Below are 26,030 nucleotides of genomic sequence, written 5' to 3' on the forward strand. Positions count from 1 at the left end.
CCTCGTGCACCCGTGGCCTGCCGGAGTCGGTTCGATGAATTCGCTGATGCACTTGTCCATGCCGTGGTGGCATTTCGCGCTGCGTGGCGCGGCGGTCTATCTCATCCTGCTGTGCCTGCTGCGCCTGGCCGGCAAGCGCTCGTTCGGCGAGATGTCGGCCTTCGACGTGGTGGTGCTGATCCTCGTCGGCGGAACGATGCGCACCTCCATCATCGGTTCGGATACCTCCTTCCTCGGCGGCATCATCGCGGTGGCCAGCATTCTGGCGGTCGATCGCGGCCTGGCCTGGATCTGCACGCGCAGCGCCCCGCTCAATCGCCTGGTCGAAGGCTGGCCCTCGATCCTTGCCCGCAACGGCCAGCGCAGTCCGGAAGCCCTGCGCCGCTGCAATCTGCCCGAAGCGGCGTTCGAACGGGCACTGCATGCCGCGGGGCTGGAGAACGAAGCCACCGTCATCACCGCGCGACTCGAACCCAATGGGCGGATCACCCTGATCCGCGAGCACCAGTCGTGATCACCGGACCCGCGAGCACGTCGTCATGGCGCAACTGAGCCTGTTCGACCATGGCCCGCAACGGCTGCTGGACGACGCCAGCGGTCGCATCGTGCTGACCCCGGAGCTGGTGGATGGGGAGACTGCGGCGCGCTGGTTCGAGCAACTGCAGGCCAGCGTGCGGTGGAAAGGCGGAACGCGGCTGATGTACGAGCGCGAGGTGGACGTGCCGCGGTTGCGGGCCCACTTCCGACTGGACGATCCCGCACTTCCCCCGGCGCTGCAGGAGGCTCGCGACGTGACGATCGCCGCGGTCGGCGCACCGTTCGACAGCGTGGGGCTCAACCTCTATCGCGACGAACGCGACAGCGTCGCGCCGCACAACGACAAGCTGGCCGATCTGGTGCGCGGCGAGCCGATCGCCCTGCTCTCGCTGGGCGCCACGCGCCGCCTGACCGTGCGGGCCAAGCAGCCGCCGCGCCGGCTGCTGCACATCGACCTGGAAGCCGGCAGCCTGCTGGTGATGAGCTGGGATACCCAACTGCACTATGACCACGCGATTCCCAAGCAGCGCATGCCGGTGGGTCCGCGCATCAGCCTGGCTTTCCGCGTGCGCGGCGAGCACCTCGCGTGAGGGGCCATCCGCCAGCGCCCGCGTCTAGCGTTCGCCTTGCTTCGCGCGTTCGCCTTGCTTCGCGGCTGGTTGCTTCGTGGCCGGGCGCCGCCGCGGGATGCGGCGCGAGGCGTCCGTATCCGCTGTGTCGGGCAGGTGTTTCTGCCATTCAAGCGGCTCGGGGATCGGCGGATGACGGCCGTCCAGCACCGGTGGCACCGAGGACGGCGAATGGCTGCGTGTGGGGTCGGCTTTCATGTCGATACTCCGCGTGGCAAGGTTTCGAAACCATCGATGCGCGGCCGCGGCGGAACAGCACCGGGAACGCGGGGACCGGATCACGCACGGGTGGGCGGTTGCGGCGGATCGGCCGGCGGATCAGGCGGCGGCACTTCGGGCTCGGCCGGGGGCTGGGGCGAGGGTTCGCCGGGATCGGGATAGGTGGGCGGCGGCGGATCGGGCGGCCGGTACTCGGGATCGCCTGGTGCGCTGGCGGCCACGGCCGCGGCTGGACGGTATGGATGCATGACTGGACTCCCGTGCGAGGTGCTGCCGATCCTCGCCTCTTGCGCGCCCAGCCCGCGTGATATTCATGCAATGCCTTCGTGAGTGCCGTCGCCCGGGCCGGCCTCGCGGATGGATCGAAACTCGGGCATCCGTCATGAGGACTCGCCGATGACCCCGCTGAACAAGCTGCTGCGACGCGAACTGGCGATCGACGATCGCCATTACACGCTGAGCATCGATCCCGCCGGGCTGAAGCTGGTGGAGAAGGGACACCGCAAGGGCGTGACGCTCGCCTGGAAGGATCTGCTCAACGGGGACGCCGCGCTCGCGGCGGCGCTGAAGGCGTCGCTGTCGTAGCGGCGGCTTGCCCTTCGCGCCCGCGCTTGCCGCGAATTTCATGGCGGGGAAGACATGCTGCTGCGGCACCCTCGAACGGCCGCTCCATGAACCTGCTTGGCTGGACCGCATCCATCGGTTTCCTCCTGCTGCTGATGTCGCTGGCGTCGGGCTGGATCAGGCATCTGCCGGTGACCACCTTCAGCCTGTACCTCGCCGCCGGCATCGTGGCCGGCCCCTGGTGCCTGAAGCTGCTGGACATCGAGCTCACCGCGCATGCGCACGGCATCGCCCGGCTGACCGAGATCGCGCTGGTGGTGTCGTTGTTCATGACCGGGCTGAAGCTGCGCCTGGGCTTTTCCGATCCGTCCTGGCGCACCGCCGCGCGACTGGCCTTGCCCGCGATGGTGCTGACCGTGGCAGGCGTGGGCATGGTGGCGCACTGGCTGTTCGCGCTGCCGTGGCCACTGGCGATGCTGACTGGCGCGATCCTCGCCCCGACCGATCCGGTGCTGGCCAGCATGGTCGCGGTGGACGACGCCAGCGATCGCGATCGCCTGCGCCTCGCGCTGTCCGGAGAGGCCGGCCTGAACGACGGCACCGCCCTGCCCTTCGTGGTGCTGGCCCTGCTGTTGCTGGGTGACCATGGCTCGGCCAGCGCGCTGGGAAGATGGCTGGGCCTGGACTTCGCCTGGCCGCTGGTCGGCGGCCTGGGCATCGGTTTCGCACTGGGCTGGATGATCGGCTGGATCGGCGTGCGCATGAAGACCGCCAGCGCGGATGTCACGCCGAACGATGTTCTGGCGCTGGCCCTGATGGCGCTTTCGTATGCCGCGGCCACGGCGCTGTCGGCCTCGGGTTTCCTGGCCGCCTTCGCCGCGGGACTCGGCCTGCGCCACGTGGAGCTGCACGTGGTCAGGCGCCACCCGCATCCGGACCTGGGCAAGGACGACGATCGCGGGGCGGCAACCCATCCGCCAGCCGAAGTGCTCATCGATCCCCGCCGCCGCAACCCCGAACAGGCACGCAAGCCGGTGGCGTCGATGGGCATGGTGGTCTCGGACGCGCTCTCCTTCGGCGATACGCTTGAGCGGCTGATCGCTGCCGCGCTGGTCTTCCTGCTCGGCGCCGCGTTCGCCAACCACTGGCACCCCGCCGCCACGCTGCTGGCGCTGCTGCTGTTTGCCGTGGTGCGACCGCTGGCGATCTGGCTGGCAACGATCGGCTCGCAGATCCCCCGTTCGCGACGCCTGCTGATCGGATGGATCGGCATCCGCGGCATCGGCAGCCTGAATTACCTGGCCTACGCCGCCACGCATGGCTTGGGGTCGACTGCGACATCGGTGGTGGCGGAATACGTGATCACCACGGTGGTGCTGAGCATCGTCCTGCATGGCATCACCACGCCGCCGCTGATGGCGTGGCGGCAGGCCGGCATGCGCAAGCGCGGCACGGCGCCTCCTCCATGAACGTCGCGCGCGAGCCCCGGGGCGCGCATGCTCATTCACGTTCCGGCGACGCTTTCGATGCAACCTTCATGCGAGCTTGACAATCAGGGGTCAGCTCCATGCTCGCCAACCGGGTTCTTCTGGTCGAAGACGACGCCGACACCCGCGAACTCACGGCACTGTTGCTGCATCACGCCGGCTACGAGGTGATCGCGGCTGCCGACCTCGCAGCCGGCATCGCGATATCGCGACAGCAGCCGAACATCGACGTGCTGATGGCCGACATGTACCTGGGCCGCGGCCAGACCGGAACCTCGCTCATACGCAGGCTGCGCGACGACGGCCTGCGCATGCCCATCGTGCTCACCTCGGCCAACAGCGAGGCGTTCGCCGAGGCGCGCGAGTTGAACGTGACATTCCTGCCCAAGCCCTACGGCCGCCAGACCCTGCTGTCGGTGGTGGCCATGGCCAGCGCCGGCGGTATCTGAGGCGCCGGCCAAGCCGGCGGCCGTCATCGTCATTGCACGCAGGCATCACGCCCGCTTCCCGTGGCAAGCGGTTTCATCACCGCTCCCCCGTCCACAGAGGAAGCCCATCATGTCGATGCGACCCTTCATGCGAGCGGCGGCTGGCCTGCTGCTGTGCGGCCTTGCCTTCGCCGCCTGCGCACAGTCCGGCCACGACCAGACCCCGCTGGTCGCCAATGCCGCGGACAGCAAGTTCATGACCCGCGCCGCCAGCGATGGCATGGCCGAAGTCGCGATGGGGCAGCTGGCGCTGGAAAAGTCCTCCCAGGCCGGCGTGAAACAGCTGGCCCAGCGCATCGTGGATGACCACACCAGGGCCAATGACAAGCTGCGGGCGTTGGCCCAGGCCAGGCAGGTCACCCTGCCCGCGGCGCCGGACGACGAGGCGCAACAATCGGCCAGCGCCATGAAGGCGCTCGACGCGAAGAAGTTCGACAAGGCATGGGCCGCGGCGATGGTCAGGGATCATCAGAAGGCCGTCGCGCTGTTCGCCGCCGCAGCCGGGCGAACGCAGGACCCCGAAATGCGCGCATTTGCCCAGGCCACCCTGCCCACGCTGAAGACGCACCTGGAGCTGGCGCGCCAGTTGCAGGACCAGCTGGACATGCCCGCCGCCCGGGACCAAGCGATGAGCCACCGCGCCGCCATGGACGCCAGCTTCGACCACACCCGCCCCGCCGGTGCCGCCACGGTGGCTGCACCCGCGGCAGCCGGTTCGATCTCGACCAGCACCAACGGGAGCCACTGAATGAACACGACCGACAAGCAGCGTTGCGCCCATCCCGCCTGTACCTGCGCGGTTCCCGCCGGTGACGCCTATTGCAGCGAACACTGCCGCAAGCGGGTGGAATCGCCCACATCCGACCAGGCCGCGGGTTGCCACTGCGGTCATGCCGATTGCCATGGAGGCCAGGCGACGGCGTCGACTCAGCGCGAGCCGAAGTAGTCGGCGCTGCGATACCAGTCCAGCACTTCGACGGGCACCAGCACGGACAGATCCATGCCGAGCGCCGCGCAGGTGTCCAGCGCATCGCGCAGTGCCGCGGCGCCGCGGCTGCTTCCGGCCATGGCCGGTGCGTTGAAGTATTCGTACTCCAGCGCATCGAGCATGCGCGCGGACCAGCCGAACAGCGCTTCGGCACGTTCGTCCAGACGCGCCCGCAGCCACGTGGCCAGCGGCGCGTGCAAGGTGTAGCCCTGCTCGTCGCGCAGCCGATGCGCCAATGCTTCGGCTTCGGGCGCGATGCCGCGGAACCATTCGGTATGCCCCGCCGCGGCCTGGCGCACCACCAGCGGCGCCGGCGCCCGCTGTTCGGCGAACGTGGTGATGAACAGGCGCTCGACCTGGCGGGCCTCGCGCAGGCGTTCGGTGTCGATCAGCAGGCCGCGATCCAGGTCGAAGAACTCGAAGAAGCGCCGGTGCAGGGTGCGGAAGCGCTCCAGCGGATCGCGCGAGTAGCCGACCTTGAGGATGTCCTCGTGGCGGCACGGCAGCACGTAGACGAAGGTGCGTCCGCGGCTGACATGACGGGTGGGAGGCGCTTCATCTTCCAAGGGATGCCCTGCTCGCGCGTTCATCGGAGCGTGACAACGCCCGTCCTAGTCTCGGTCGTCATCCCCCAGGCTGCAAGGCAACGATCATGGAAAAACGCGGCGAATCCGCAGCGTCCGGTCTCCGTGCATTCGGCATGAACTGCACGCTCAAGCGTGGTCCGGAAACCTCGTCGACCCAGAAAATCCTCGACCAGGTTCTGCAGGACCTGCACTCGTTCGGCGTCGACATATCCGATACCCGCGTCGTCGACCACGACGTCAGGCCGGGCGTGAAGACCGACGAAGGCGACGGCGACGCGTGGCCTGCGCTACGCCGCAAGGTACTGGACGCCAACATCCTGGTGCTCGCCACGCCGATCTGGATGGGCCAGCCTTCCAGCGTGGCCAAGCGCGTGCTGGAACGGATGGACGCGTTCCTGGGCGAAATCGACGAACAGGGCCGCTATCCCACCTTCGGCCGCGTCGCGGTGGTCGCCGTGGTGGGCAACGAGGACGGCGCGCATCACGTGACCGCGGAGCTCTACCAGGCGCTGGCCGACGTGGGCTTCACGATACCCGGGGGAAGCTCCGCTTACTGGGTCGGCGAGGCGATGGGCAGCGTCAACTACGTCGATCTCGAGAAGACGCCGCCGAAAGTCGCCGACACGATCCGCACGCTGGCCTGCAATGCCGCGCATCTGGCGGGCTTGTTGAAAGCACATCCGTACCCGGCGCCGTGACGGCTCCGCGGCGCGGCCGCGGCGGCGTTGCTCAGGTGGCATCCGACGGGGAGTGACCCGTGTTGGCGTGACCCGTATAGGCGGCTATGTCGGCGTCCCTGCCCGCTTTCACGGGCGGGTCTTTCGGCCGGTCCGGGGGCGTGAGCTCCTGTCCGTCATCGCCTTCCTTGCGCTGCCGCTCCGTGAGCTGGTCCGCTCCGCCCAGGGTATCCCTGCTGTTGCCGGTGTCCGCAGCGCCGGCCTGTGGCAGATTCGTGTTGCCCATGGTGCCTCTCCGTGCGACTGAAAACCAGGGCAAACAGTATGGCGCTCCCGTCGTTGCCGAAGCGTGCATGTCGAGGGGGTTCTGCCGGATGGATCGACGCGTCGTCGGCATGCCCGCACGAACGCTCAACCTGCCTTGCGGGTGGCCGCGCGCTTTTTGGCGGGCGTTTTTTTTGCGGCGGACTTCTTCCCTGCCGTCGACTTGCCCGCCGGCTTGTCCGTGCTCTTGCCGCGGGCGGTTTTGCCGGCGGATTTCGCCGCGGCCTTCTTCGCGGGCGTGCGCTTGTTGCTGGCCAGGCTCTTCTGCAGCAGCGACATGAAGTCGACCACGTTGGTGGTGGCATTCTCCGGCATGTCGGCTTCGTCTTCCGATTCGGTGGTCACCACGCCCTTCGACTTCATCCGCTTCTCGATCACCTTGCGCAGGCGGTCGCGGAATTCGTCGCGGTACTCGGCCGGATTCCACTCGTCGCTCATCGATTCGATCAGCTGTTCGGCCATCTGGATCTCCCTGGGCGAGATCCGGTATTGCGACGCGGCGCCTTCGGGGATCTTGTAATCCTCCGCGTCGACCAGCTCCTGCGGATAGCGCAGCAGCATCAGCACCAGCGCATTGCCGCGCGGCATCACCGCGGAAAGATATTCGCGGGTGCGGATCACCACCCGCGCGATGCCGATGCGGCCGGTGCGCTTGAGCACTTCGCGCAGCAGCACGTAGCCCTTCTCCGCCTTCTTGCCCGGCACCAGGAAGTACGGCTTCTCGAAATACTCGGGGCCGATCGAATCGGCCTCGACGAAGGCCTTCACGTCGACCACCTCGCGTCCGTCGGCGGCGGCGGACTTGATGTCCTCCGGCTCCAGCACGACGTAGCTGCCCTTGGCGTATTCGAAGGCCTTGACGATCTCCTTCCACGGCACCTCTTCGCCGGTTTCGGCATTGACGCGCTCGTAGCGCACCGGCGTGTTGCTGCGGCTGTCCAGCATGCGGAAATGCAGGTCGACGCTGCGCTCGCCGGACATCAGCGACACGGGGACGTTGAGCAGGCCGAATGAAAGGGTTCCGGTCCAGATGGGACGTGCCATGCGGGCGCTCTCCGGCAAGAGTTGGTCGGACCAGAACGCCGGCGCGTCGCGTTCCCACGCCGACGGCGGCACAAGCTGGCGTTGAGCGCGGACTATCGCGGGGCGCGCGTGGACGCGCTGTCAAATGCGCCCTGACCCTTGCTTCACCTGTGGCGTACGCCGTGGCCGCTAGCGTGGTTTCCATCCCCACCCAACGGAGTACCGAACCATGGCAGCAACCACGCGCACCGCCAAGGCGGCCAGGGCAACGGTCGAGCGCCAGCGCGCGATCCAGGCCGCGACCGATCGCGACGACCAGCGCAAGAAGGCGTCCAAGGGGCCGGCGTCGAAGAAGGCGGCTCCGCAAAAGCCGACGGCCGCAACGAAGAAGCCGGCAAACCCGCTGCCGCGGCAGCACCAGAAAAAGCCCGGCAGCGAACAGGAGCTCGACCCGCGTCCCCAGTTCATGGCGCCCAACTACGCCGGTTCGGGCAAGCTGGCCGGCATGTCCGCCCTGATCACCGGCGGCGACTCCGGCATCGGGCGGGCGGTGGCGGTGCTGTTCGCCCGCGAAGGCGCCGACGTGGCCATCGTCTACCTGAGCGAGCATGCCGATGCCGAGGAGACCCGTGACTACGTCGAGGGCGAAGGCCAGCGTTGCCTGCTGATTCCGGGCGACGTCAGGGACCCGGCGTTCTGCCGCAAGGCGGTGGCGAAGACGGTGAAGGCGTTCGGCAAGCTGTCCGTGCTGGTCAACAACGCCGCCTTCCAGGAACACGCCGATTCGATCGAGGACATCACCGACGCGCATTTCGACGAGACCCTGCGCACCAATCTGTACGGCTATTTCCAGATGGCCAGGGCCGCCTCGCCGCACCTGGGCAGCGGCTGCTCGATCATCAACACCGGCTCGGAGACCGGGCTGTTCGGCAATGACAAGCTGCTCGACTATTCGATGACCAAGGGCGGCATCCACGCGTTCACCAGGGCGCTGGCCTCGAACATGGTGTCGCGCGGCATCCGGGTGAACGCCGTTGCGCCCGGCCCGGTGTGGACGCCGCTGAATCCCGCCGACCAGCCGGCCGAACGCGTGCGCGAGTTCGGCAAGTCCAGCGCGATGGGTCGCCCCGCGCAACCGGAGGAACTCGCCCCCGCCTACGTCTTTCTCGCCGCACCCTCGTGCGCCAGCTACATCTCCGGCGCGGTGCTGCCGGTGATGGGCGGACCTACCAGCTGACCCGGAGCGATCATGGGCAACCTGCGGGATTACCAGCGCAAGCGTGACTTTTCGAAGACGCGCGAACCGGCCGACAACGCACCGGGCAAGGCCAACGGCCGGGCCATCTTCGTGGTGCAACTGCATCACGCCAGCCGCCGCCATTTCGATTTCCGCCTGCAGGTCGGCGATACGCTGAAGAGCTGGGCGGTGCCCAAGGGTCCGAGCTACGACCCCGAGGTGAAACGCCTGGCGGTGGAGGTGGAGGATCACCCGATTTCCTACGCGGGTTTCGAGGGCGACATCGAACACGGCTACGGCAAGGGCCACGTCGACCAGTTCGATCTGGGCGTGTGGACCACCGAGGGCGACGCCGAGGCGCAGTTGCTGAAGGGTCACCTGCGCTTCGAGCTGTTCGGCAAGCGGCTCAAGGGTGGCTGGCACCTGGTGCGCAGCGGGCGCAAGGAGCGCCAGCCCGCGTGGTTCCTGATCAAGGCGAAAGACGCGTTCGCCGGCGACGTGGAAGCGGACGACCTGCTCGACGCGAAGATGACCCGCAGCACCCGCGCCGCGGCGAAAACGCCGGCCACCCGGGCGGCCGCGAAAAAGTCCACCGCGCGCAGGAAGGCCGTGCCGAAAGGAAGGAAGTTGCCGCGGCTGCGCCTGGCGAAGGCCGCCGCCGCGCTGGACGGCGCGCGCCCGGCCACGCCCGGCGCGGAATTCTTCAAGCCCGAGCTGGCGCGCCTGCGCGAGTTTCCTCCCGAGGGCGAGCAATGGCTGCACGAGGTGAAGTGGGACGGCTACCGCATCCTTGCCGCGATCGCCGACGGCGAGGTGAAGCTGTGGTCGCGCAATGCGCTGGCGTGGAACGATCGCCTGCCCGACATCGTGCAGGCGCTGGAATCACTGGGGCTGCAATCCGCCCGGCTCGACGGCGAACTGATCGCGCTCGATCCGCGCGGGCACAGCGACTTCAACGGCCTGCAGGCGACGCTGTCCGGCGAGGCGCAGTTGCCGCTGGTCTACATGCTGTTCGACCTGCCCCACCTCGAAGGCAGCGACCTGTCGCGGGTGAGCCTGCTGGAGCGCAAGCAACTGCTGCAACAGCTGCTGGCCCACGCACCGAAACACCTGGCCTTCAGCAGCCATGCGATCGGTGACGGCGAAGGCGCGTTCCGGATGGCCACCGAGCAGCAGCTGGAAGGGATCATTTCCAAGCGCGTGGATTCAGCTTACCGGCCTGGCCGCGGCGACGACTGGCTGAAGATCAAGCGGCTGGAAAGCGACGAGTTCGCGGTGGTCGGCTACACGCCGCCCAAGGGCAGCCGCAGCGGCTTCGGCTCGCTGCTGCTGGCCAGGCCCGACCCGTCGGTGAAGGACGGCTGGGCGTACGTGGGCCGCGTGGGCACCGGCTTCAGCGACGAACAACTGCGGCAACTGGGCAAGACCATCGCCGACAAGGGCAGCAGGAAGCCCACCGTGAAACTCGCCGCGATCGACCCGTTGCTGCGCGACGCGCACTGGGTCGAGCCGAAGGCCGTGGCCGAGGTGTATTACCGCGGCATCGGCAACAAGAACCTGTTGCGCCAACCGAGCCTGAAGACCATGCGTACCGACAAGACTGCCGCCGACCTGACCGACTCCGACCGCACCCCTTCCGCGCCCGCCGCCAGGACGTCCACTCGTCGCAAGCGCGCCAGGGCCGCCGACATCACCATCACCCACCCCGATCGCGTGGTGTATCCCGAGGACGGCATCACCAAGCAGGAAGTGGCCGACTACTACGCCAGCGTGATGACCTGGTTCCTGCCCGGGGTGGTGAATCGTCCCACCTCGGTGATCCGTTGCCCGGAAGGCACAGAGAAGGCCTGCTTCTTCCAGAAGCACATGATCCAGGGACTGAAGCACGTGGGCAGCGCGAAGCTGAAGGAAGAGTCCGGCGCCCAGGCCACCTACATCTATCCGCGCGATGCCGATTCGGTGATCGAACTGGTGCAGTTCGGCGCGCTGGAATTCCATCCCTGGGGCGCGACCATCGCGCAGCCGGACAAGGCCGACCGCGTGGTGTTCGATCTCGACCCCGGCGAGGACGTGGCCTGGGATCGCGTGGTGGCCGCCGCGCGGCTGGTGCACAGGCTGCTGGCGCAACTGGGGCTGGAATCGTTCCTGCGCACCACCGGCGGCAAGGGCCTGCACGTGGTGGTGCCGCTCAACCCCGGTTGCCCGTGGCCGCAGGCAAAGGGCTTCGCCCAGGCCTTCGCCAGCTCGCTGGCGCAGGCCCATCCGCTGGAGTTCATCGCCACCGCCAGCAAGGCGCGGCGGGGCGGCCTGATCTACATCGACTACCTGCGCAACAGCCGCGGCGCCACCAGCGTGGCCTCGTACTCGCTGCGCGCGCGAACCGGCGCGCCGGTGGCGATGCCGCTGCGCTGGAACGAACTGGGCAAGCTGAAAAGCGGCCACGACTTCGACATCCACTCCACGCCGAAGCGGCTGGCGCGCCTGCGCAGCGATCCGTGGGAAGGCATCGACGAGCTGCGGCAGAACCTCGATGAGGTGATGGACAAGCTCGGCTGAATCCCGCGTGCGGCCATGGCCTTAGGCGGTGGCGCCCAGCGCGTCGATGATGGCGTCGGCGAAGGCCGGGATGTCGCCGGGCTTGCGGCTGGTGATCAGCTGGCCATCGCGCACGACTTCGCTATCCTGCCAGTGCGCGCCGGCATTTTCCAGATCCTTGCGCAGCGAAGGCCACGAGGTGAGCTGGCGGTTCCTGACCAGGCCGGCGTCGATCAGCGTCCACGGTCCATGACAGATCGCCGCCACCGGCTTGCCCGCGTCGTCGAAGGCCTTGATCAGGGCAATGGCGGCCGGTTCCAGCCGCAGCTTGTCCGGGTTCATCACGCCGCCGGGCAGCACGATGGCGTCGTACGGTTCGGGCGTGGCGTCTTTCAGCGCCACGTCCACGGCCACCTGCTCGCCCCAGTCGCCCTTGCTCCAGCCCTTGATCCGGCTGGCGCCGCCGGGCGCGATCACGTCGGTCTGTGCGCCGGCCTGCTCCAGCAGGCGCTTCGGCTCGGTCAGTTCGGACTGCTCGAAGCCGTCGGTGGCGAGGATGGCGATGCGGCGACCGGTGAGATTGAAAGACATGACGTGCTCCATGATCGAAAGCCGCAGCATGTTCGACGGGCCGTACAGTCGACGTCGCCTTGCCGTGAGCAGCACGTGACCGGTGCAGGCGCCGAGCGCGTTGACAGCCCATGCACCGGTGGCCTGCGATGGTGCGGACGCGCCGCGGCAACCGTGGCGCGGAAGCTCCGCATCCCCAACCTGCACGGGCACAGCGACATGTCGATCTCACTGCCGATGCGGTTCCGCTCGTGATTGCGCTGGCAAAACCCGTCGGGCACGTGCCCACGGGCCGCCTGGCGACCTTGCGCCGCAAGGCGGCGGATTGCCGCGACTGTCCGTTGTGGCGCCACGCCACGCAGACCGTGTTCGGCCAGGGGCCGGCCCGCGCGCCAGCCATGCTGATCGGCGAACAGCCCGGCGCACAGGAGGACTTGGCCGGCGCACCGTTCGTGGGGCCGGCAGGGCAACTGCTCGACCGGGCGATGGCCGAGGCGGGGCTCGATCGCCGGGCGCTCTATCTCACCAACACCGTCAAGCATTTCAAGTACGAGCTGCGCGGCAAGGCGCGCCTGCACAAGCGCGCGAACGCGGCCGAGCAGGCCGCATGTCGCCAATGGCTGGCCGCGGAACTGGACCGGGTGCAGCCGCGCCTGGTCGTGGGCCTGGGCGCGATGGCGGCGCAGACACTGTTCGGCAATGCGTTCCGCATCAGCACGCAGCGGGGGCAATGGCGCGACCTGGCCTCGCCGGTGCGCGGACTGGCCACCTGGCATCCGTCGGCGGTGCTGCGGATGCCGCGCGAAGAACGCCGCCACGCGGCCTACCTCGAACTGGTCGCCGACCTGCACCAGCTGGCGCTGGCCCTGGCCGCGCTGGCCCGGCAAACCGGAGCGACGCGATGAATCGCCGGCGAGTGGCCTTGCGGGTGTTGCTGCTGGGCCTGATCGCGGTGCTGGCCGCCGGGTTCTACCTGGCCATCACCCACCAGGAGGCGCGTCCGGACGACCGTTCGCCGACGAGCGCCAGCCCGCAACCCTGAACCGCCGACGGCGCGGCTTCAACACGGCGACCGTGCGAGCCCCTGCTGGAAGCCGAAGCTAACCGGCACGCAGGAAGCGCAGCACCCGCTGCTCCAGCTGGCGCGGATGCGCCGCGACGGCCGGCGGAATCGCCCGCTGCAGGCTGCCGTCCAGCCAGCCCTCCAGTACGCGCGGATGGATGTAGGAACCGCGGCACACGGCCGGCGTGTTGCCCAGGATCGCGGCGACTTCGGCGACCGCTTTCGCCAGTGCGCTGCGGCGCGCCTGCTCGCCACCCTTGCGCGGCAGCGGCGTGCCGGCGAGGATGCGCGCCGCGTGCACGGTGCCGCCCCAGGTGCGGAAATCCTTGGCGCTGAATTCATGCTCCTGGCCATTGCCGCAGGCCGCATGCAGGTAGTCGTTGACCATGCCCGAATCCACCGGCTGGCGCTGGCCATCGTCATCGATGTACTGGAACAGTCGCTGCCCGGGCAATTGCTGCACGCGGCGCACGATCCGCACCAGTCGCCGGTCGCCCAGCTCCACCTCGCGCTCCTGCCCGCTCTTGCCCCGGAACGCGAAGCGCAGCCGCCCGCGCTGCGCGCGCACGTGGCGCGTGCGCAAGGTGGTGAGCCCGTAGCTGCGGTTGTCGCGGGTGTAGCAGTCGTTGCCGATGCGGATCAGGGTGTCGTCGAGCAGGCGCACCAGCAGGGCCAGCAGCTTGTCGCGGGGCAGGCCGTCCACGGCCAGGTCCCGCCGCACGCGCCGGCGCAACGCGGGCAGCGCCTTGCCGAAGGCCATGATCCGGTCGAACTTGCCCAGGTCGCGGTACTCGCGCCAGCGCGGGTGGTAGCGATACTGCTTGCGCCCGCGGGCGTCGTAGCCGGTGGCCTGCAGGTGGCCGCGCGGATGGCTGCAGATCCACACGCGGGTATACGCCGGCGGTATCGCCAGCGCGCGGATGCGTGCCAGCTCGTCGCGATCCGTCACCTGCCGGCCATCCGCATCGCGGTAACTGAAGCCCTTGCCCCGCCGTCGCCGGCTCAGGCCCGGCTGCGCATCGCTGACATGGACCAGACCCATCGCACGCGTTTCGATTCGCGGGTCGGGAGCGTTCGCATGCGCGGGATCTTTGGCCATTCGCGCCGAGTATGCGCAGGCCGGGTCAACGACAGGTGAGCCTCTCGCGCAAAGAAAAAGCCCATGCAGTGCATGGGCTTTCTTCTGGCTTGCGGCAGGGCGGTGGCAAAACGCAACAACTTCGGCAGGACGCTCGAGGATGGGCACCAAGCAGCAGTGCCGCTCAACCCCGGGGGAACGTTGCAACAGGCATCTGCCCGGTGGTACCGGACATCGCGAAATGCTTTCGGCGGCAAGTGCGTCGTCGCGCATGCCGGAAGCGCGACCCTGCCCGTGCTTCCCCCTGCAACTCAACCACCACCGGCATGAAGAGCGCCGGCAAGCAGGGCTGCCTGGCGGGCTCCCCATTCGGGAAGCCAGCCATCGACCTCATGTCCGGGCATCGGCCTCGCGACGAAATAGCCTTGAACCATGTCGCAACCGGCCGAGCGCAGGAGATCCCAATCCTCACGCTCCTCCACGCCTTCGGCAACCGTGCGCAAGCCCAGCTCGCGGGCCATCCCGATGCTGGATTCGAGCATCACGCGCAGGGATGGCGAGCGGCTTGCGTGGTGGACGAAACTGCGGTCGATCTTCAGCTCGTCGAAGGGCAGGTCGCGCAACTGCGCAAGGGACGAATAACCGGTACCGAAGTCGTCGATGGACAGCTTCACCTGCTTGAGCCGCAGCCGGGTGAGCACGTCCAGTTGCACCTGCGGGTTGTCCATCAGGTGGCTCTCGGTGATTTCCAGCACGAGATGGCGCAACGGCACGCCGGCCACGCGTGCCTGCTCGACGAGAACGTCGGGGTAGTCGAGCGAGAAGCCATCGCCGAACGGGACGTTCACGGCCAGGTCGAGCTCGTGCCCGGCCTCGAGCCAGCGACGCAGGTCGCCCAGCGCCTCACGCACGACCTCCACGCCCAGGGTGCCGACCAGCCCGTGCTTTTCGGACATCGGCACGAAGTGGTCGGGCATGACCAGGCCATCCCGCGGATGCTGCCAGCGCACCAGCGCCTCCAACCCCATCACCTTGCCGGTCGCCAGGCTCACTTTCGGCTGGTAGTGGACGCGCAACTGGCCCTGACGGATGGCCACAGCGAGTTCATCCGGGGCGTAGCTTGGTGCCGGCAGGATCGGATCCCGCGGCCGGCCCGCCTTCACCGCCTCGTCGAGTACGCGGCGAAGCGCCTCGATGGTCACCGGCTTGCCGAGCGTGCCCACGATCTGCAGGCCGTGCGCCTGCGCCAGTTGCTCGACCGCCTGGCGTGTGCGGGACGATTCGCCGCTGACCAGTACCAGGCCGCCCGCATAGCGCAGGTGTACGAGATGGCGGACGAACTCCACGCCATCCATCCCGGGCATCTGCAGGTCGCAGAAGACCAGCCCGATGTCCTGCTCCTGCTCGAGCACTTCCAGGGCAGCCTGCCCGCCGGTACGGCAGACCACCTCGACTTCCCCCGTGCCCAGGTTTCGCAACTGGATGGAAAGCACCTTCAGTGCAACCGGGTCATCGTCCACCAACAGGATCTTCATCATCGCCCCGTCCCCACCCATGGGAGTCCGTTTCCAAGCGCAGGCTCGCCGTCAATGGCCGCTGTTGCTCCCCTGACGGAGGGAACCCGCTCTTCGGCCATGGCTGCGGGGACCGCGATGGACCCTACGGTAGTAGGCCCGCCGCCGAGACGCGAGCCCTCTTCGGTTTGGTGAGCGCAGGCCTCGAACGTGATAGTCGCCAGACACCGGCTCGATGCGCTCGATGGCTGCACCACGTGCCCCTGCAGATCGCGGCCAGTCATGATGGCGTGGCCTCCAGGAAATTCGCGAGGAAGGCATCGACGGCGCTCGCCTGGCGATCGAACCCGGGCAGCAATTGCGCCAGCACGTCGGCGGCCCCTGCCTTGCCGGCGATCTCGATCTGCGCGCAGAACTCGCTCAGCCCAATGGCACCGATCGTGCGCGCGGAGGACTTGAGCCGGTGTGCCTGCTCGCTGATGGTGGCCATGTCGCCGGTGCCGCATGCAGCCCTCAGCGCTTCGATGGCGTGGCCGGCACTGTCGCGGAAGCTCTGCAGCAGGTCGACGATGACGGCCGGATCACTGCCGACGAGTTCCTCGAGTACGCCCAGATTCACGGCGGCGCCATGTTCATCGGCCGACGCATCCGGCGGCAGGCCCGCGGGCCGCGGAAGGGCCGGGAGCAGCTCGGCCAGCGCCACGCGCAGGTCGGCCAGCTGAAGGGGCTTGGTCAGGTACTTGTCCATGCCGGCCGCATGACAGCGTTCCGACTCGCCCTTGAGCGCCGTGGCGGTGAGCGCGGCGATCGGCATGCGCTGCTTGCCCTGCTCGTGCGCGCGAATCGCCCGGGTGAGTTCGTAGCCGTCCATCGTTGGCATGTGCAGGTCGGTGAGCAGCAGCCCGTAGTCGCCGCTGCGCCAGAGGTCCAGCGCCTGCTTTCCGTCGGAGGCCACTTCGGCGGCAATGCCCAGCAGCTCGAGCTGGCGCAGGATCACTTTCTGGTTGGTTGCGTCGTCCTCGGCCACCAGCACCAGCCGCCCGGTCTGGCGGGCTTCCTCGCGCGAGGGCGCATCGAGCTTCCCCGGCTGCCGGCCTGCCGGTGCCGGTGCCGGCGCGCGACCTGCTGCGAGGTTGACGACCCGGCAAAGGCGGCGGCGCGTGAGCACGTTGCCATCCACCCAGACCAGGTCCTTGTCCAGCGCCAGGCCTTGCGGGCTCGAACCGCGGCCAATGGCGACGATCCGCAGGTCATGCTCCGCGGCGCAACGGCCGAATGCGCGCAGCGACGCCTCGTCGCCGGCGGCATCGCTCGCGTCGATCACGCCGATCCATCGTCCCGGTGGCGACGCCTTGATGAGCTCGCACGCCTGCGCCACGTCCGCAGCCTGATGTGTATGTGCACCCTCCGCGGCGAGATAGGCGGCCAGGTCCGCGGCAAGACCATCCACGCGACCGACGACGAGGCAACGAAGCCCGGCCAGCTCGGGCACCGAACCGGCCGGCGCCTCCTGCCCGGTCGAAGGCAATGACAGGTGCACGCTGAAGGTCGAGCCCTGCCCGACCTCGCTCTTCAACGCCAGCGTGCCTTCCATCAGTTCCACCAACCGGCGCGAGATGGCCAGCCCGAGGCCGGTGCCGCCGAAGCGCCGCGTGGTGGACGTGTCGGCCTGGCTGAATGCGGTGAACAGCCGCGCACGCGTCGATTCCTCGATGCCGATGCCGTTGTCGATGACATCCAGCGCCACGGCGGCGGGGCCATCCGCGCAGTGGCCGTCCAGGCGGACGCGCACGGCCACCCGTCCCGGGCGTTCGTTGCCGCTGGAAAACTTGATCGCGTTGCTGACCAGGTTGACCAGCACCTGGCGCAGGCGCAGGGCGTCGCCGACGATCATGGAGGGAATCGCCGGATCGATGAAAAGCGTCAGATAGACACCCTTCTTCAGGGCCAGGTTGGCGAGCATTCCGCAGGCGTTCTCGGCCATCTCGCGCAACGAGAACGGCGCCTGTTCGAGCTCCAGCCGGCCCGATTCGATCTTGGAAAAATCCAGGATGTCATCGATCACGGTCAGCAACGAGAACGCCGACTCGCGGATCAGCTCGAGCATCTCCACCTGATGGCCCTTGAGCTCGGTCTGCTGCAGCACGTCGATCATGCCGATCACACCGTTCATCGGCGTGCGGATCTCGTGGCTCATGGTGGCCAGGAAACTCGACTTCGCGCGGCTGGCCTCGTCGGCCGCGGCCTTCGCCGCCGTCAGTTCCTGGTTGGCCCGTTGCAGGTCCGCGGTGCGCTCGTCCACCCGGTGTTCGAGGCTGGCATTGAGTCGCATGACCTCCTGCTGGGCCAGCTGGCGCTCCTCGGCCTCGCGGCGCACGTCCTGGTAGGACGCCTGCAACGCCTCGGTGCGCCGCTCCACCTCGGCGAGCATGTCGTTGAACGAGTCGACCAGTTCGCCGACCTCGTCGTGGGTGGTCTTGGCGACGCGCCGCGAATAGTCCTGCTGCTCGACCACTTCGCGCGCGATGGATGCCACCGCCGCGATCGGCGCGGTGACCAGCCGCTCCATGCGGCGGATCAGGACCAGCGCGATGCCGACCGAGAGCAGGCCCACCAGCACCGCCACTCCGATCGCGCCGGCGACGATGCCGACGAGGTTGTAGCCAACCTTCAGGTAGACCTTGCCCAGGGGCACGCCGTCGTTGACGATCTGTCGGGTGACCACCAGGGCGGTGCCCTCGACGTGGGTGCCGCTGCGTTCGATCTTCGCGGGAAGGACTTCCCGCTGGTCCTCGGCGATGTAGCCGGCGAAGAGCCGGTCGTCGTCGGTGTAGATCGCCGCCGCACGCACGTTCGGCCGCGCCGCCAGCAGCAAGAGGTTGTCGTGGGCCAGCTTTTCGTCGTCGAACTGCAGTGCCGGCGCGGTCATGCGGCCGAGCAGCTCCGCCGTGGTGCTCACGTCGCTGACATGGCGGTAGTGGTAGGAGACCACGTTGCCGACGATGTTGCCGAGCGTGGCGCACACCAGCGCAGCCACCGTGGCGAGGACCACGATGGCCTGCAGCTTTTCGCGGATGGAGCCGAATTCGGTTTTCATGGATCGCCCCGCACCACCCGCCGCGCGGCAGTGAGCATCAGGGCGCGCAGTTCCAGGCCGCTCGAGGTCACCGGCTTGAGCGCCACGTCGAAGCGCAGGCGCTGGTCGGTCAGGTCGAAGCTGATCATGCTGTCCAGTACCCGCTCCTGCCTGGCATCGGAGATCACCAGCACCGGCCTGCCGCGAACCGCATCGCTGATGGCCCGCAGCGTGTGCTTGTCCATGGCGCCCACGAACAGCATGTGCACGCCTTGCAGCGGGCTGTCGGCCGCCAGCCGCCGGGTCACCAGGGGACGTCCGTTGACCGTCTTGCCGGCGATGGTGCGGGACAGGATCTGCTCCAGGTCGTCGTTTCCGATCACGCCGATGACGATGGGACTGCTCTGGCTGTCGAAGACCGTCGATGGCCATTCGACGTAGCCGGCAAACTTGTAGAGGTAGGCGGCCTTGACCCGCAACGCGGGGTCGCCGGATTCGACTGCCGGCGGCTGCGCGGCATCGGCCCTGGCGGTGAGCGTCACGGGCAGGGCCAGGATCGCGCACACCAGCAGTTGCCGCGCCCAGCGGCATGCCGAAACGATCGCGCAGGAGGCAGTCACATCGCCCACGCCAGCGCGAGGATCACCGTGCGGCCGATTTCGCGCCGCAGGTCGCGCGCCCGGTATTCGCCGTGGCCGCCGGACAGGTTGCGTCCGGTCAGCGAGATCTCGGCACCAGGCGCCAGCGCCCATCCCAGTCGCGCGTCGACGGCCGTGTACGCCGGCACCTCGTCCTGGGCCAGTCGGCCGACGTGGCGCAGGCCGACGTCGAGTTGCCCCTTGCTGCCGAGGTTCCAGCTCGATCGCAGTTGCCAGGTGTTGGAGGGATCAAGGCCCTTCATGCCGGGCCCCGCCACGTCGTTGCTGCCGGGCTTCAGCCGGAAATCTTCGTCGAGCGCCGAGAAACCGGCGCTCAGGCGCCAGTTCCGGGCAGCCTGGAAGCTTCCCCACCATTCGATGCCGTTGGCCTGCCCTTCCATCAGGCTGCCGAAATAGATGTAGGTGAGGCTGGGGCCGATTTCCTGCGTGCGCAGGTGGTCGTAGTCGTTGCGGAAGATCGTCGCCGACCATGAAAGCCGCGGCGTCGGCTGGCCGCGGTAGCCGAGCTCGTAGACCTTTGCCACTTCCGAGCGCACCGGATCGCCGCCATCCAGCAGATACGGCGGCATGGCCGGCACGTAGACATCGCGATCCAGCCGCGACGGCGCCCGCACGGTGCGCGACACGGCCGTCCAGAACAGGTGGTTCGGCGACGCCTTCCAGGCCAGGCGTACATTGGGCAGGAATTCGTCGCCGGTGTAGTCGTTGCGTTCCAGCCGCGCGCCCAGGGTCAGCCGCAACCGTGGGGCCAGCGCCACCTCGTCCTGCGCGAACAGGCTGGTCCAGTGCTGGCGCATGCGCGCCGGAAGGAAGGCGAAATAGGGCGTGCGGTTCTCCACCCTGTCCCGGCTCTGCCTGGCGTTCACTCCCCACACCAGCGAATGCCTGCCCAGCGGCCGCAGCGAGTGCTGCAACTGGACGTCCAGGATATCCAGCCGCTCGCCGAACAGCGGCGGCACGATGCGCCGGGTATGGTCGTAATAGGCCTGCAGGTCGAGGCTGCCGCCTGCGGCAAGCGCGCGATTCCAGCGTGCGGTCAGGTTGGCGCCCGAGTTGGAGACATCGCCCAGCGCCAGGTTCAGGCCGTTGATCGACACCGCACCGGGTGCCGGTTGCTGCTCGGAGCCGTCGTAGAGGTTGCCCTTCAGCATGAGGCTGTCGCTGCCATGGCGCCAATCGGTGCGAAAGCCCACCTGCGTGCGATGGCCGGCATCGTCGACCGGATTCCCGTCCGGGGTTTCGCCACGGTCCCAGTGCGTGTGCTTGGCGTACAGCCGGTAATTGCCGTCGGTGCCGAGCGAGCCGCCATAGCGGAAGCCGGCGTCGTAACCCTCGTTGCCCACCGAGGTCGTCAGCAACGCGCCATGGGTGTCCGCGGCTGACCGGGTGATGATGTTGATCACGCCATTGACCGCGTTGACGCCCCACAGTGTGCCGCCGGGGCCGCTGATCACCTCGATGCGTTCGACGTCCTCCAGCATCACCTCCTGTGCGTCCCAGAACACCCCCGAGAAAAGCGGCGAGTAGACCGAACGCCCGTCGACCAGCACCAGCAGCTTGTTCGGCGCACTGTTGTTGCTGCCGTTCATGCCGCGCGCGGAGATGGCATAGCCCGTGGCGCTGGCCTCGGCGACCTGCAGATTCGGCGCCAGGCGCAGTGCCTCCGGCAGCGTGCGCGCGCCGGAGCGGCGGATGTCGTCCGCGGTAATGACGAAGACCGAGGCTGCGGCGTCCGCGAGCCGCTCGGGCTTCTTGGAAACCGAGGTGATCTGGATGTTGCCCAGTTCCTCCAGCGACAGCGAGGTCAGGTCACTCTGCTGCTCAGGCAATTGGGAAATGGCGGCATGTGCCGACAAAGCCGGCAGGCCCAGCATCAGGGCGGCGCACAGAACTTTCCGTAAAGGATGTCGACGAATGGCAGGAACGCCGTCATCCGGTCTGCCCGGCACATGCATGGCTGGAACCTCCGTCGAGCCGCAGGCCGCTCTTGTTGGCGGTACCCCTTCAGATAGTCGATGCACGGAGCTGGCACGACTTGCCGGCCCGTACTACGCGCAACCCTAATGTCACCACTTGAATGGTTTCCGGCGCCCTTGGGCACCGCCGCCCCTGGAGCTCGTCACACGAAGCTTCTCGCGGAAGTTATAAGCGCTGCAGCAAGGGACTGTCCAGAGGCAGCCTCCATGCTGGCTACTGATGGCGATCCATTTCGGGCCTGCGTCGTCACGAACGGGTTCGGACAGGCGGGGGGCCAGGACGGAAGCCGGCACGAAGTCGTCCAGCTTCAAAAAAAGAAAACCCCCGAAAAATCAGGGGCTTTTTTTGTAACTCACCGCAATCGCATGTCTCGGGTGTGCCCTAAAAAGGAATTTCGTCATCCGCAAAGCCGCTGTCGGCCGGAGCCGGCGCCTGCCGCGACTGGTTGCCGTAGTTGTCGCCGCCGCGCGACTGCGACTGGCCGCCACCGTAGTTGCCGCCGCCCTGGCGCTGGCCGCCGCCGCTCTGCGGACGCTCGCGCTGGTAGCCACCGCCACCGCCGCCGCCGCCACCTTCGTTGCTGCCCAGCATCTGCATCTCGCTGGCGATGATGTCGGTGAAGTATTTCTCGACGCCGTCCTTGCCGGTGAACTTGTCGGTGCGGATCGAGCCCTCGATATAGACCTGGCGACCCTTCTTCAGGTACTCGGCGGCGATTTCGCCGAGGCGGCCGAAGATCTTGATCCGGTGCCACTCGGTGCGTTCCTGCTTCTCGCCGGACTGCTTGTCGGTCCAGGATTCGGAAGTGGCCAGGCTGAAGCTGCAGATGCTGGTGCCGCTGCCGGTGCTGCGCAGTTCGGGGTCGGAGCCCAGGTTGCCGACCAGGATGACCTTGTTGACGCCACGTGCCATGGATGTGTCCTCGGTTGAGCCGGCCGCAAATTTTTCGATGGGTTGCGGGCGGAGTGATGAAACTGGCTGGCCATGATACCTGCGCCGCGTGACGAATCCACCGCCCCGGCCCGGAAATCCGTACGCCCGCGCCGGGGCGGGCTGTCTGCCCCGGGCGGAGGTTCAGGCCGGCAGATCGGCCGTCTGCGGGTCGGCCATCCCGGACGGCGGCGGCAGCCGCTCGATGCCGTAGCCGGCCGCGTCCCAGGCCTCCAGCCCGCCCAGCAGCGGGCGTACCCGCCGGTAGCCCTGGCCGATCAGCACCTTGGCCACGCGGGCGGCGGAGACCTCGTTGGGGCAATTGCAGTAGACCACCAGCTCGTGGTCGAACGGAATGTCGTTCACGCTGCGGTCGATGCCGTGCTCGTCCAGCAGCAGGGCGCCGGGCAGCATCCGGGTATCGAGCAGGCGCGAGCCCGGCGCCCGCACGTCCAGCACCACCGGCGCCCGGGCGGACTGCATCGCCTGATGCAGTTCGTCCACCGAGATGCGCGCCATGCGCAGCGTGCGCAGCAACTGCCGGCGCTGCCACCAGCGCGCCAGCACGTACAGCGCCAGCAGCACCAGCATCGCCTCCAGCGCCAGCGTGCCGGCGTTGGCGATCGCGGCCAGCAGGTCGTCGATCTGGGCCTCGAACGCATAGCCCAGCCCGATCGCCACCGCGGCCCACAGCGCCGAGCCGATGCCGTCGAACAGCAGGAACCTGGAAAGCGGCAGGCCCATCGCACCGGTCAGCGGCGGCGCCACCGTGGCCAGCCCGGGAACGAACTTGGCGATCAGCAGGATCTGTCCGCGCCAGCGCTGGAAGTGCAGCTCGGAGCGCTCCACGCAGGAATCGGGCGACAGCGAAATGCGGCACAGCAGGCGCATCACGCCGCCGCCGTAACGCCGCCCCGCGGCAAACCACACCGCGTCGCTGAGCAGCGCGGCGGCCATCGCGACCGGCAACACCGCGGCCACGCTCATCTGCCCGCCGGCCACCAGCGCACCGGCCACCACCAGGGTCGGCACCGCCGGCAGCGGCGCGCCCAGCTGGGTCACCAGCACATTGAGGAACACCAGCAGCACGCCGTATTGCGCCATCAGCGCGATGATTTCATGAGCCATCGGAGCGGTACTCCATGCAGCGAAGTCGCCGTGGCAACATCATTGGGCCGCCGATCCGCCATTGCAAACCCGGCGCAGTCCGAACGCCGGCGGTGCCGGGATGGGCGCTACGCGGGTTGGGCTTCGCCTGCGGCCTGGCGGCCCATCCGGCGCGCGCCGGCGATCACCAACGGTAGCCACAGCACGGTGAACGCCGCGGCGCAGACGAACACGCCATCCGGCCCGAGCCGGCCCAGCGCCATGCCGCCCAGGGTGCCGCCCACGAAGGCGCCGATGAACTGGCTGGTCGAGTACGCGCCCATCGCGGCGCCGCGCAAATGCCCCGGCGCCAGCCGCGAGACCAGGCTGGGCAGCGCGGCCTCCAGCAGGTTGAAGGCGGAGAAGAACACCGCGGCGGCCACGCCGAACGCGGCCAGGTGGCTGCCCGAGAACGCGAAACCCAGCAGGGCCAGCCCGATCGCCACCACGCAGACCATCACGATGCGCAGGCTCTGCGCCACCTCGCGCATGTGGTGCAGGCTCGCGCCCATCACGAAGGCCGCCACCGTCATCACCGGCAGGTACAGCTCCCAGTGCCGGCTCACCGGCAAATGCAAGGTGTTCGCCAGCAGCAGCGGCAGGCCCACGAAGCTGGCGGTGAGCAGCGCGTGCAGGAAGAACACCGAGCCGTTCAGCACCAGCATGCGGCCATCGCGCAGCATCGCCAGCACGGCGCCGAAGCCCGCCGCGGCAGGTGCCCGCGCACGTTCCGGCGTGGGCACGATCAGCCACAGCAGGATCAGCGACAGCAGGGCCAGCATCGAAGTGGCGCCGAACAGGCCGGGCAGCCCGGCAATCGCCTCCAGCGGCGGCCCCAGGATCAGCGCCAGCAGGAAGGCCAGCCCGATCGACACGCCGATGATGCCCATCGCCTTGCCGCGGTTCTCCTCGGCGGTGAGGTCGGCCACCAGTGCGATGCCGGCGCCCGCCACCGCACCCATGCCCTGCACCGCGCGACCGATCACGATGCCGGTGAGCGTGTGCGACATCGCCGCGATCAGTCCGCCAATGGCGAACAGGATCAGGCCCAGGGTGATCGCCGGCTTGCGTCCGATGCGGTCGGACAGCAGCCCCAGCGGGATCTGCAGCAGCACCTGGCCGATGCCGTAGACGCCCAGCGCCAGTCCGATCATGAAGCCGGTGGAGCCGGGCATCGTCTTCGCGTACAGCGAGAACACCGGCATGATCAGGAACAGCCCGAACAGGCGCAGGCTGATCACGCAGGCCAGGGTCAGCGCGCTGCGCAGTTCGGGACGCGAGAGTTTGCTCACCGGAAGTCGGACATCGAGAAAGTCATGGCCGACATTATAAGGGGAGGCCTTGTCACCCGTTTGCGGCGACATGTCGCGGCGCAGGTTCCTGCAGCCCGTATAATCGCGGTCTACGCCGCTGTGATGCCTCCATGAATTCGATGCCCGCCGACGCTCCCCGACCCGCCGACTTCGCCCAGGTGCGCGACCTCGCCGCCGCCGACATGCAGCGGGTCGACGCGTTGATCCGCCAGCGGCTGTCCTCCGACGTGGTGCTGATCAACCAGATCGCCGACCACATCATCGCCTCCGGCGGCAAGCGGCTGCGCCCGATGCTGCACGTGCTGGCCGCCGGCGCCGCCGGCTACCGCGGCGAACACCACACCAAGCTCGCCGCGATCATCGAGTTCATCCACACCTCCACCCTGCTGCACGACGACGTGGTCGATGAGTCCGATCTGCGCCGCGGCCGCAAGACCGCCAACGCGCTGTGGGGCAACGCCGCCAGCGTGCTGGTCGGCGACTTCCTCTACTCGCGCTCGTTCCAGCTGATGGTGGAACTGGACGACATGCGCATCATGCGCATCCTCGCCGACACCACCAACACCATCGCCGAGGGCGAGGTGCTGCAGCTGCTCAACATCGGCAACGCCGACGTCAGCGAAGCGGCGTACCTCGCCGTGATCGAACGCAAGACCGCGGTGCTGTTCGCCGCCGCCACCGAACTGGGCGGCATCCTCGGCGGCCTGCCGGAAAACCAGATCGCCGCGCTGCGCCGCTACGGCATGGAGCTGGGCTACGCCTTCCAGATCGCCGACGACCTGCTCGACTACACCAGCGACGCCGGCACCCTGGGCAAGAACATCGGCGACGACCTCGCCGAAGGCAAGCCGACCCTGCCGCTGATCTACGCACTGGAAAAAGCCAGCCCGGAACAGGCGCAATCGCTGCGTCACGCCATCGAACACGGCGGCCTCGATTCGCTCGACCGCATCATCGCCGCCATCGGCGAATCGGGTGCGCTGGAGCGCACCCGCGAGCGGGCCCTGCAGCATGCCGACGCGGCGCGCGAAGCGCTGGCCATCCTCGCGCCTTCGGCGCACCGCGACGCGCTGGCCACCCTGGCCGACTACTCGGTGCAGCGCACGTTCTGAGTCGCCATCGGGGCGCTGCGCGTTTGCACGATGCCTGTTCGTGCGCACGCACATTTGCGCGTCCACATGTCTGTCCGCACATCTGTGGTAGCGCATATCACACTCGTCATTTCCGAAGGCCGGGACAGCTTTAAAACAGCGAAGCTGGTCATCGCACTTGCCGTTGCGGACGGCGCTTTTGCGTGCCCCTGCGCATCAGAGCAAAAGCTTTCGTCTGCCTACGGCAGCCGAGCCACCTTTCTCTGAGTGGCCAGAGAAACGTGGCCCAAAGAGAGGCCACCCCGCTTCCGCGCCTTG

Annotated in this window: 26 protein-coding genes; 12 read left to right on the forward strand and 14 right to left on the reverse strand. The window is 68.2% G+C overall.

The annotated features are described in order from the left end of the window. Positions 1 to 34: 34 nt before the first annotated feature. Both I6J77_RS14330 and I6J77_RS14335 read left to right on the forward strand, forming a co-directional pair. A complete protein-coding gene (locus I6J77_RS14330; RefSeq protein WP_056715552.1) occupies positions 35 to 514 on the forward strand; it encodes a DUF421 domain-containing protein in 480 nt (159 codons plus the stop codon). Between the two features lie 25 nt (positions 515 to 539). Next, entirely contained in the window at positions 540 to 1,127 is a 588-nt protein-coding gene (locus tag I6J77_RS14335; protein WP_204109518.1) for an alpha-ketoglutarate-dependent dioxygenase AlkB, read from the forward strand. Between the two features lie 24 nt (positions 1,128 to 1,151). Here I6J77_RS14335 and I6J77_RS14340 read toward each other — a convergent pair whose 3' ends face one another. After that, on the reverse strand, positions 1,152 to 1,364 hold the full coding sequence (locus tag I6J77_RS14340) for a hypothetical protein (protein WP_204109519.1): 213 nt from the start codon (positions 1,362 to 1,364) through the stop codon (positions 1,152 to 1,154). Positions 1,365 to 1,444: 80 nt separating this feature from the next. Continuing rightward, positions 1,445 to 1,633 (reverse strand): hypothetical protein, encoded by a 189-nt coding sequence (locus tag I6J77_RS14345; RefSeq protein ID WP_204109520.1) that lies wholly within the window; start codon positions 1,631 to 1,633, stop codon positions 1,445 to 1,447. Positions 1,634 to 1,781: 148 nt separating this feature from the next. Here I6J77_RS14345 and I6J77_RS14350 point away from each other — a divergent pair, with 148 nt between their 5' ends. The 4 genes from I6J77_RS14350 (at position 1,782) to I6J77_RS14365 (ending at position 4,672) form a co-directional block, all read left to right on the forward strand. Further along, positions 1,782 to 1,970 carry a hypothetical protein gene (locus I6J77_RS14350; RefSeq protein ID WP_204109521.1) on the forward strand — a complete coding sequence of 63 codons (189 nt, stop codon included), beginning with the start codon at positions 1,782 to 1,784 and terminating at the stop codon, positions 1,968 to 1,970. 86 nt (positions 1,971 to 2,056) lie between these two features. Further along, entirely contained in the window at positions 2,057 to 3,418 is a 1,362-nt protein-coding gene (locus I6J77_RS14355) for a sodium:proton antiporter (protein ID WP_204109522.1), read from the forward strand. Between the two features lie 98 nt (positions 3,419 to 3,516). After that, positions 3,517 to 3,885, forward strand: a complete 369-nt coding sequence (locus I6J77_RS14360; protein ID WP_204109523.1) for a response regulator — start codon at positions 3,517 to 3,519, stop codon at positions 3,883 to 3,885. Positions 3,886 to 3,994: 109 nt separating this feature from the next. After that, positions 3,995 to 4,672, forward strand: a complete 678-nt coding sequence (locus tag I6J77_RS14365; RefSeq protein ID WP_204109524.1) for a DUF4142 domain-containing protein — start codon at positions 3,995 to 3,997, stop codon at positions 4,670 to 4,672. Between the two features lie 179 nt (positions 4,673 to 4,851). Here I6J77_RS14365 and I6J77_RS14370 read toward each other — a convergent pair whose 3' ends face one another. Beyond that, on the reverse strand, positions 4,852 to 5,478 hold the full coding sequence (locus I6J77_RS14370) for a GIY-YIG nuclease family protein (RefSeq protein WP_239309016.1): 627 nt from the start codon (positions 5,476 to 5,478) through the stop codon (positions 4,852 to 4,854). A 134-nt stretch (positions 5,479 to 5,612) separates the two neighbouring features. Between I6J77_RS14370 and I6J77_RS14375 the strand changes: the two genes are divergently transcribed. After that, on the forward strand, positions 5,613 to 6,197 hold the full coding sequence (locus tag I6J77_RS14375; protein WP_239309018.1) for a flavodoxin family protein: 585 nt from the start codon (positions 5,613 to 5,615) through the stop codon (positions 6,195 to 6,197). Positions 6,198 to 6,228: 31 nt separating this feature from the next. On the opposite strand, the gene I6J77_RS14380 is transcribed toward I6J77_RS14375, so the two are convergent. After that, positions 6,229 to 6,462, reverse strand: a complete 234-nt coding sequence (locus tag I6J77_RS14380; protein ID WP_204109527.1) for a hypothetical protein — start codon at positions 6,460 to 6,462, stop codon at positions 6,229 to 6,231. Between the two features lie 125 nt (positions 6,463 to 6,587). Beyond that, positions 6,588 to 7,544, reverse strand: a complete 957-nt coding sequence (locus I6J77_RS14385) for a Ku protein (protein ID WP_204109528.1) — start codon at positions 7,542 to 7,544, stop codon at positions 6,588 to 6,590. Between the two features lie 208 nt (positions 7,545 to 7,752). Between I6J77_RS14385 and I6J77_RS14390 the strand changes: the two genes are divergently transcribed. Both I6J77_RS14390 and ligD read left to right on the forward strand, forming a co-directional pair. Further along, a complete protein-coding gene (locus I6J77_RS14390; RefSeq protein WP_204109529.1) occupies positions 7,753 to 8,760 on the forward strand; it encodes an SDR family oxidoreductase in 1,008 nt (335 codons plus the stop codon). 12 nt (positions 8,761 to 8,772) lie between these two features. After that, entirely contained in the window at positions 8,773 to 11,316 is a 2,544-nt protein-coding gene (ligD, locus tag I6J77_RS14395; protein ID WP_204109530.1) for a DNA ligase D, read from the forward strand. A gap of 21 nt (positions 11,317 to 11,337) precedes the next feature. On the opposite strand, the gene I6J77_RS14400 is transcribed toward ligD, so the two are convergent. Next, positions 11,338 to 11,886 (reverse strand): type 1 glutamine amidotransferase domain-containing protein, encoded by a 549-nt coding sequence (locus I6J77_RS14400; RefSeq protein WP_204109531.1) that lies wholly within the window; start codon positions 11,884 to 11,886, stop codon positions 11,338 to 11,340. Positions 11,887 to 12,116: 230 nt separating this feature from the next. On the opposite strand from I6J77_RS14400, the gene I6J77_RS14405 reads away from it, so the two are divergent. Together I6J77_RS14405 and I6J77_RS14410 are read left to right on the forward strand one after the other, a co-directional pair. Then, positions 12,117 to 12,770, forward strand: coding sequence for a UdgX family uracil-DNA binding protein (locus I6J77_RS14405; protein ID WP_239309020.1), 654 nt, complete (start codon positions 12,117 to 12,119; stop codon positions 12,768 to 12,770). Further along, a complete protein-coding gene (locus I6J77_RS14410; protein WP_204109532.1) occupies positions 12,767 to 12,907 on the forward strand; it encodes a hypothetical protein in 141 nt (46 codons plus the stop codon). The genes I6J77_RS14405 and I6J77_RS14410 overlap by 4 nt, the downstream gene beginning before the upstream one ends. 58 nt (positions 12,908 to 12,965) lie before the next feature. Here the strand turns inward: I6J77_RS14410 and I6J77_RS14415 are convergent, their stop codons facing one another. The 8 genes from I6J77_RS14415 to I6J77_RS14450 all read right to left on the reverse strand — a co-directional run bounded on the left by I6J77_RS14415 (position 12,966) and on the right by I6J77_RS14450 (position 24,600). Beyond that, a complete protein-coding gene (locus I6J77_RS14415) occupies positions 12,966 to 14,027 on the reverse strand; it encodes a DNA topoisomerase IB (RefSeq protein WP_204109533.1) in 1,062 nt (353 codons plus the stop codon). Positions 14,028 to 14,317: 290 nt separating this feature from the next. Continuing rightward, on the reverse strand, positions 14,318 to 15,544 hold the full coding sequence (locus I6J77_RS14420) for an EAL domain-containing protein (RefSeq protein ID WP_204109534.1): 1,227 nt from the start codon (positions 15,542 to 15,544) through the stop codon (positions 14,318 to 14,320). A gap of 256 nt (positions 15,545 to 15,800) precedes the next feature. Continuing rightward, positions 15,801 to 18,617 carry an ATP-binding protein gene (locus tag I6J77_RS14425; protein ID WP_204109535.1) on the reverse strand — a complete coding sequence of 939 codons (2,817 nt, stop codon included), beginning with the start codon at positions 18,615 to 18,617 and terminating at the stop codon, positions 15,801 to 15,803. Then, on the reverse strand, positions 18,614 to 19,216 hold the full coding sequence (locus I6J77_RS14430) for a YfiR family protein (protein WP_204109536.1): 603 nt from the start codon (positions 19,214 to 19,216) through the stop codon (positions 18,614 to 18,616). Before I6J77_RS14430 ends, I6J77_RS14425 begins: the two co-directional genes overlap by 4 nt. Beyond that, positions 19,213 to 21,210 (reverse strand): TonB-dependent siderophore receptor, encoded by a 1,998-nt coding sequence (locus I6J77_RS14435; protein WP_204109537.1) that lies wholly within the window; start codon positions 21,208 to 21,210, stop codon positions 19,213 to 19,215. Before I6J77_RS14435 ends, I6J77_RS14430 begins: the two co-directional genes overlap by 4 nt. A 403-nt stretch (positions 21,211 to 21,613) precedes the next feature. Continuing rightward, on the reverse strand, positions 21,614 to 22,144 hold the full coding sequence (ssb, locus tag I6J77_RS14440; protein WP_204109538.1) for a single-stranded DNA-binding protein: 531 nt from the start codon (positions 22,142 to 22,144) through the stop codon (positions 21,614 to 21,616). A 162-nt stretch (positions 22,145 to 22,306) separates the two neighbouring features. After that, a complete protein-coding gene (locus tag I6J77_RS14445; protein ID WP_204109539.1) occupies positions 22,307 to 23,290 on the reverse strand; it encodes a DedA family protein/thiosulfate sulfurtransferase GlpE in 984 nt (327 codons plus the stop codon). Between the two features lie 107 nt (positions 23,291 to 23,397). Further along, a complete protein-coding gene (locus tag I6J77_RS14450; protein WP_204109540.1) occupies positions 23,398 to 24,600 on the reverse strand; it encodes an MFS transporter in 1,203 nt (400 codons plus the stop codon). A 131-nt stretch (positions 24,601 to 24,731) separates the two neighbouring features. On the opposite strand from I6J77_RS14450, the gene I6J77_RS14455 reads away from it, so the two are divergent. Further along, positions 24,732 to 25,733 carry a polyprenyl synthetase family protein gene (locus I6J77_RS14455; RefSeq protein ID WP_056715599.1) on the forward strand — a complete coding sequence of 334 codons (1,002 nt, stop codon included), beginning with the start codon at positions 24,732 to 24,734 and terminating at the stop codon, positions 25,731 to 25,733. The last annotated feature ends 297 nt before the right edge of the window (positions 25,734 to 26,030 follow it).

The organism is Rhodanobacter sp. FDAARGOS 1247, assembly GCF_016889805.1.
Lineage (GTDB): Bacteria > Pseudomonadota > Gammaproteobacteria > Xanthomonadales > Rhodanobacteraceae > Rhodanobacter.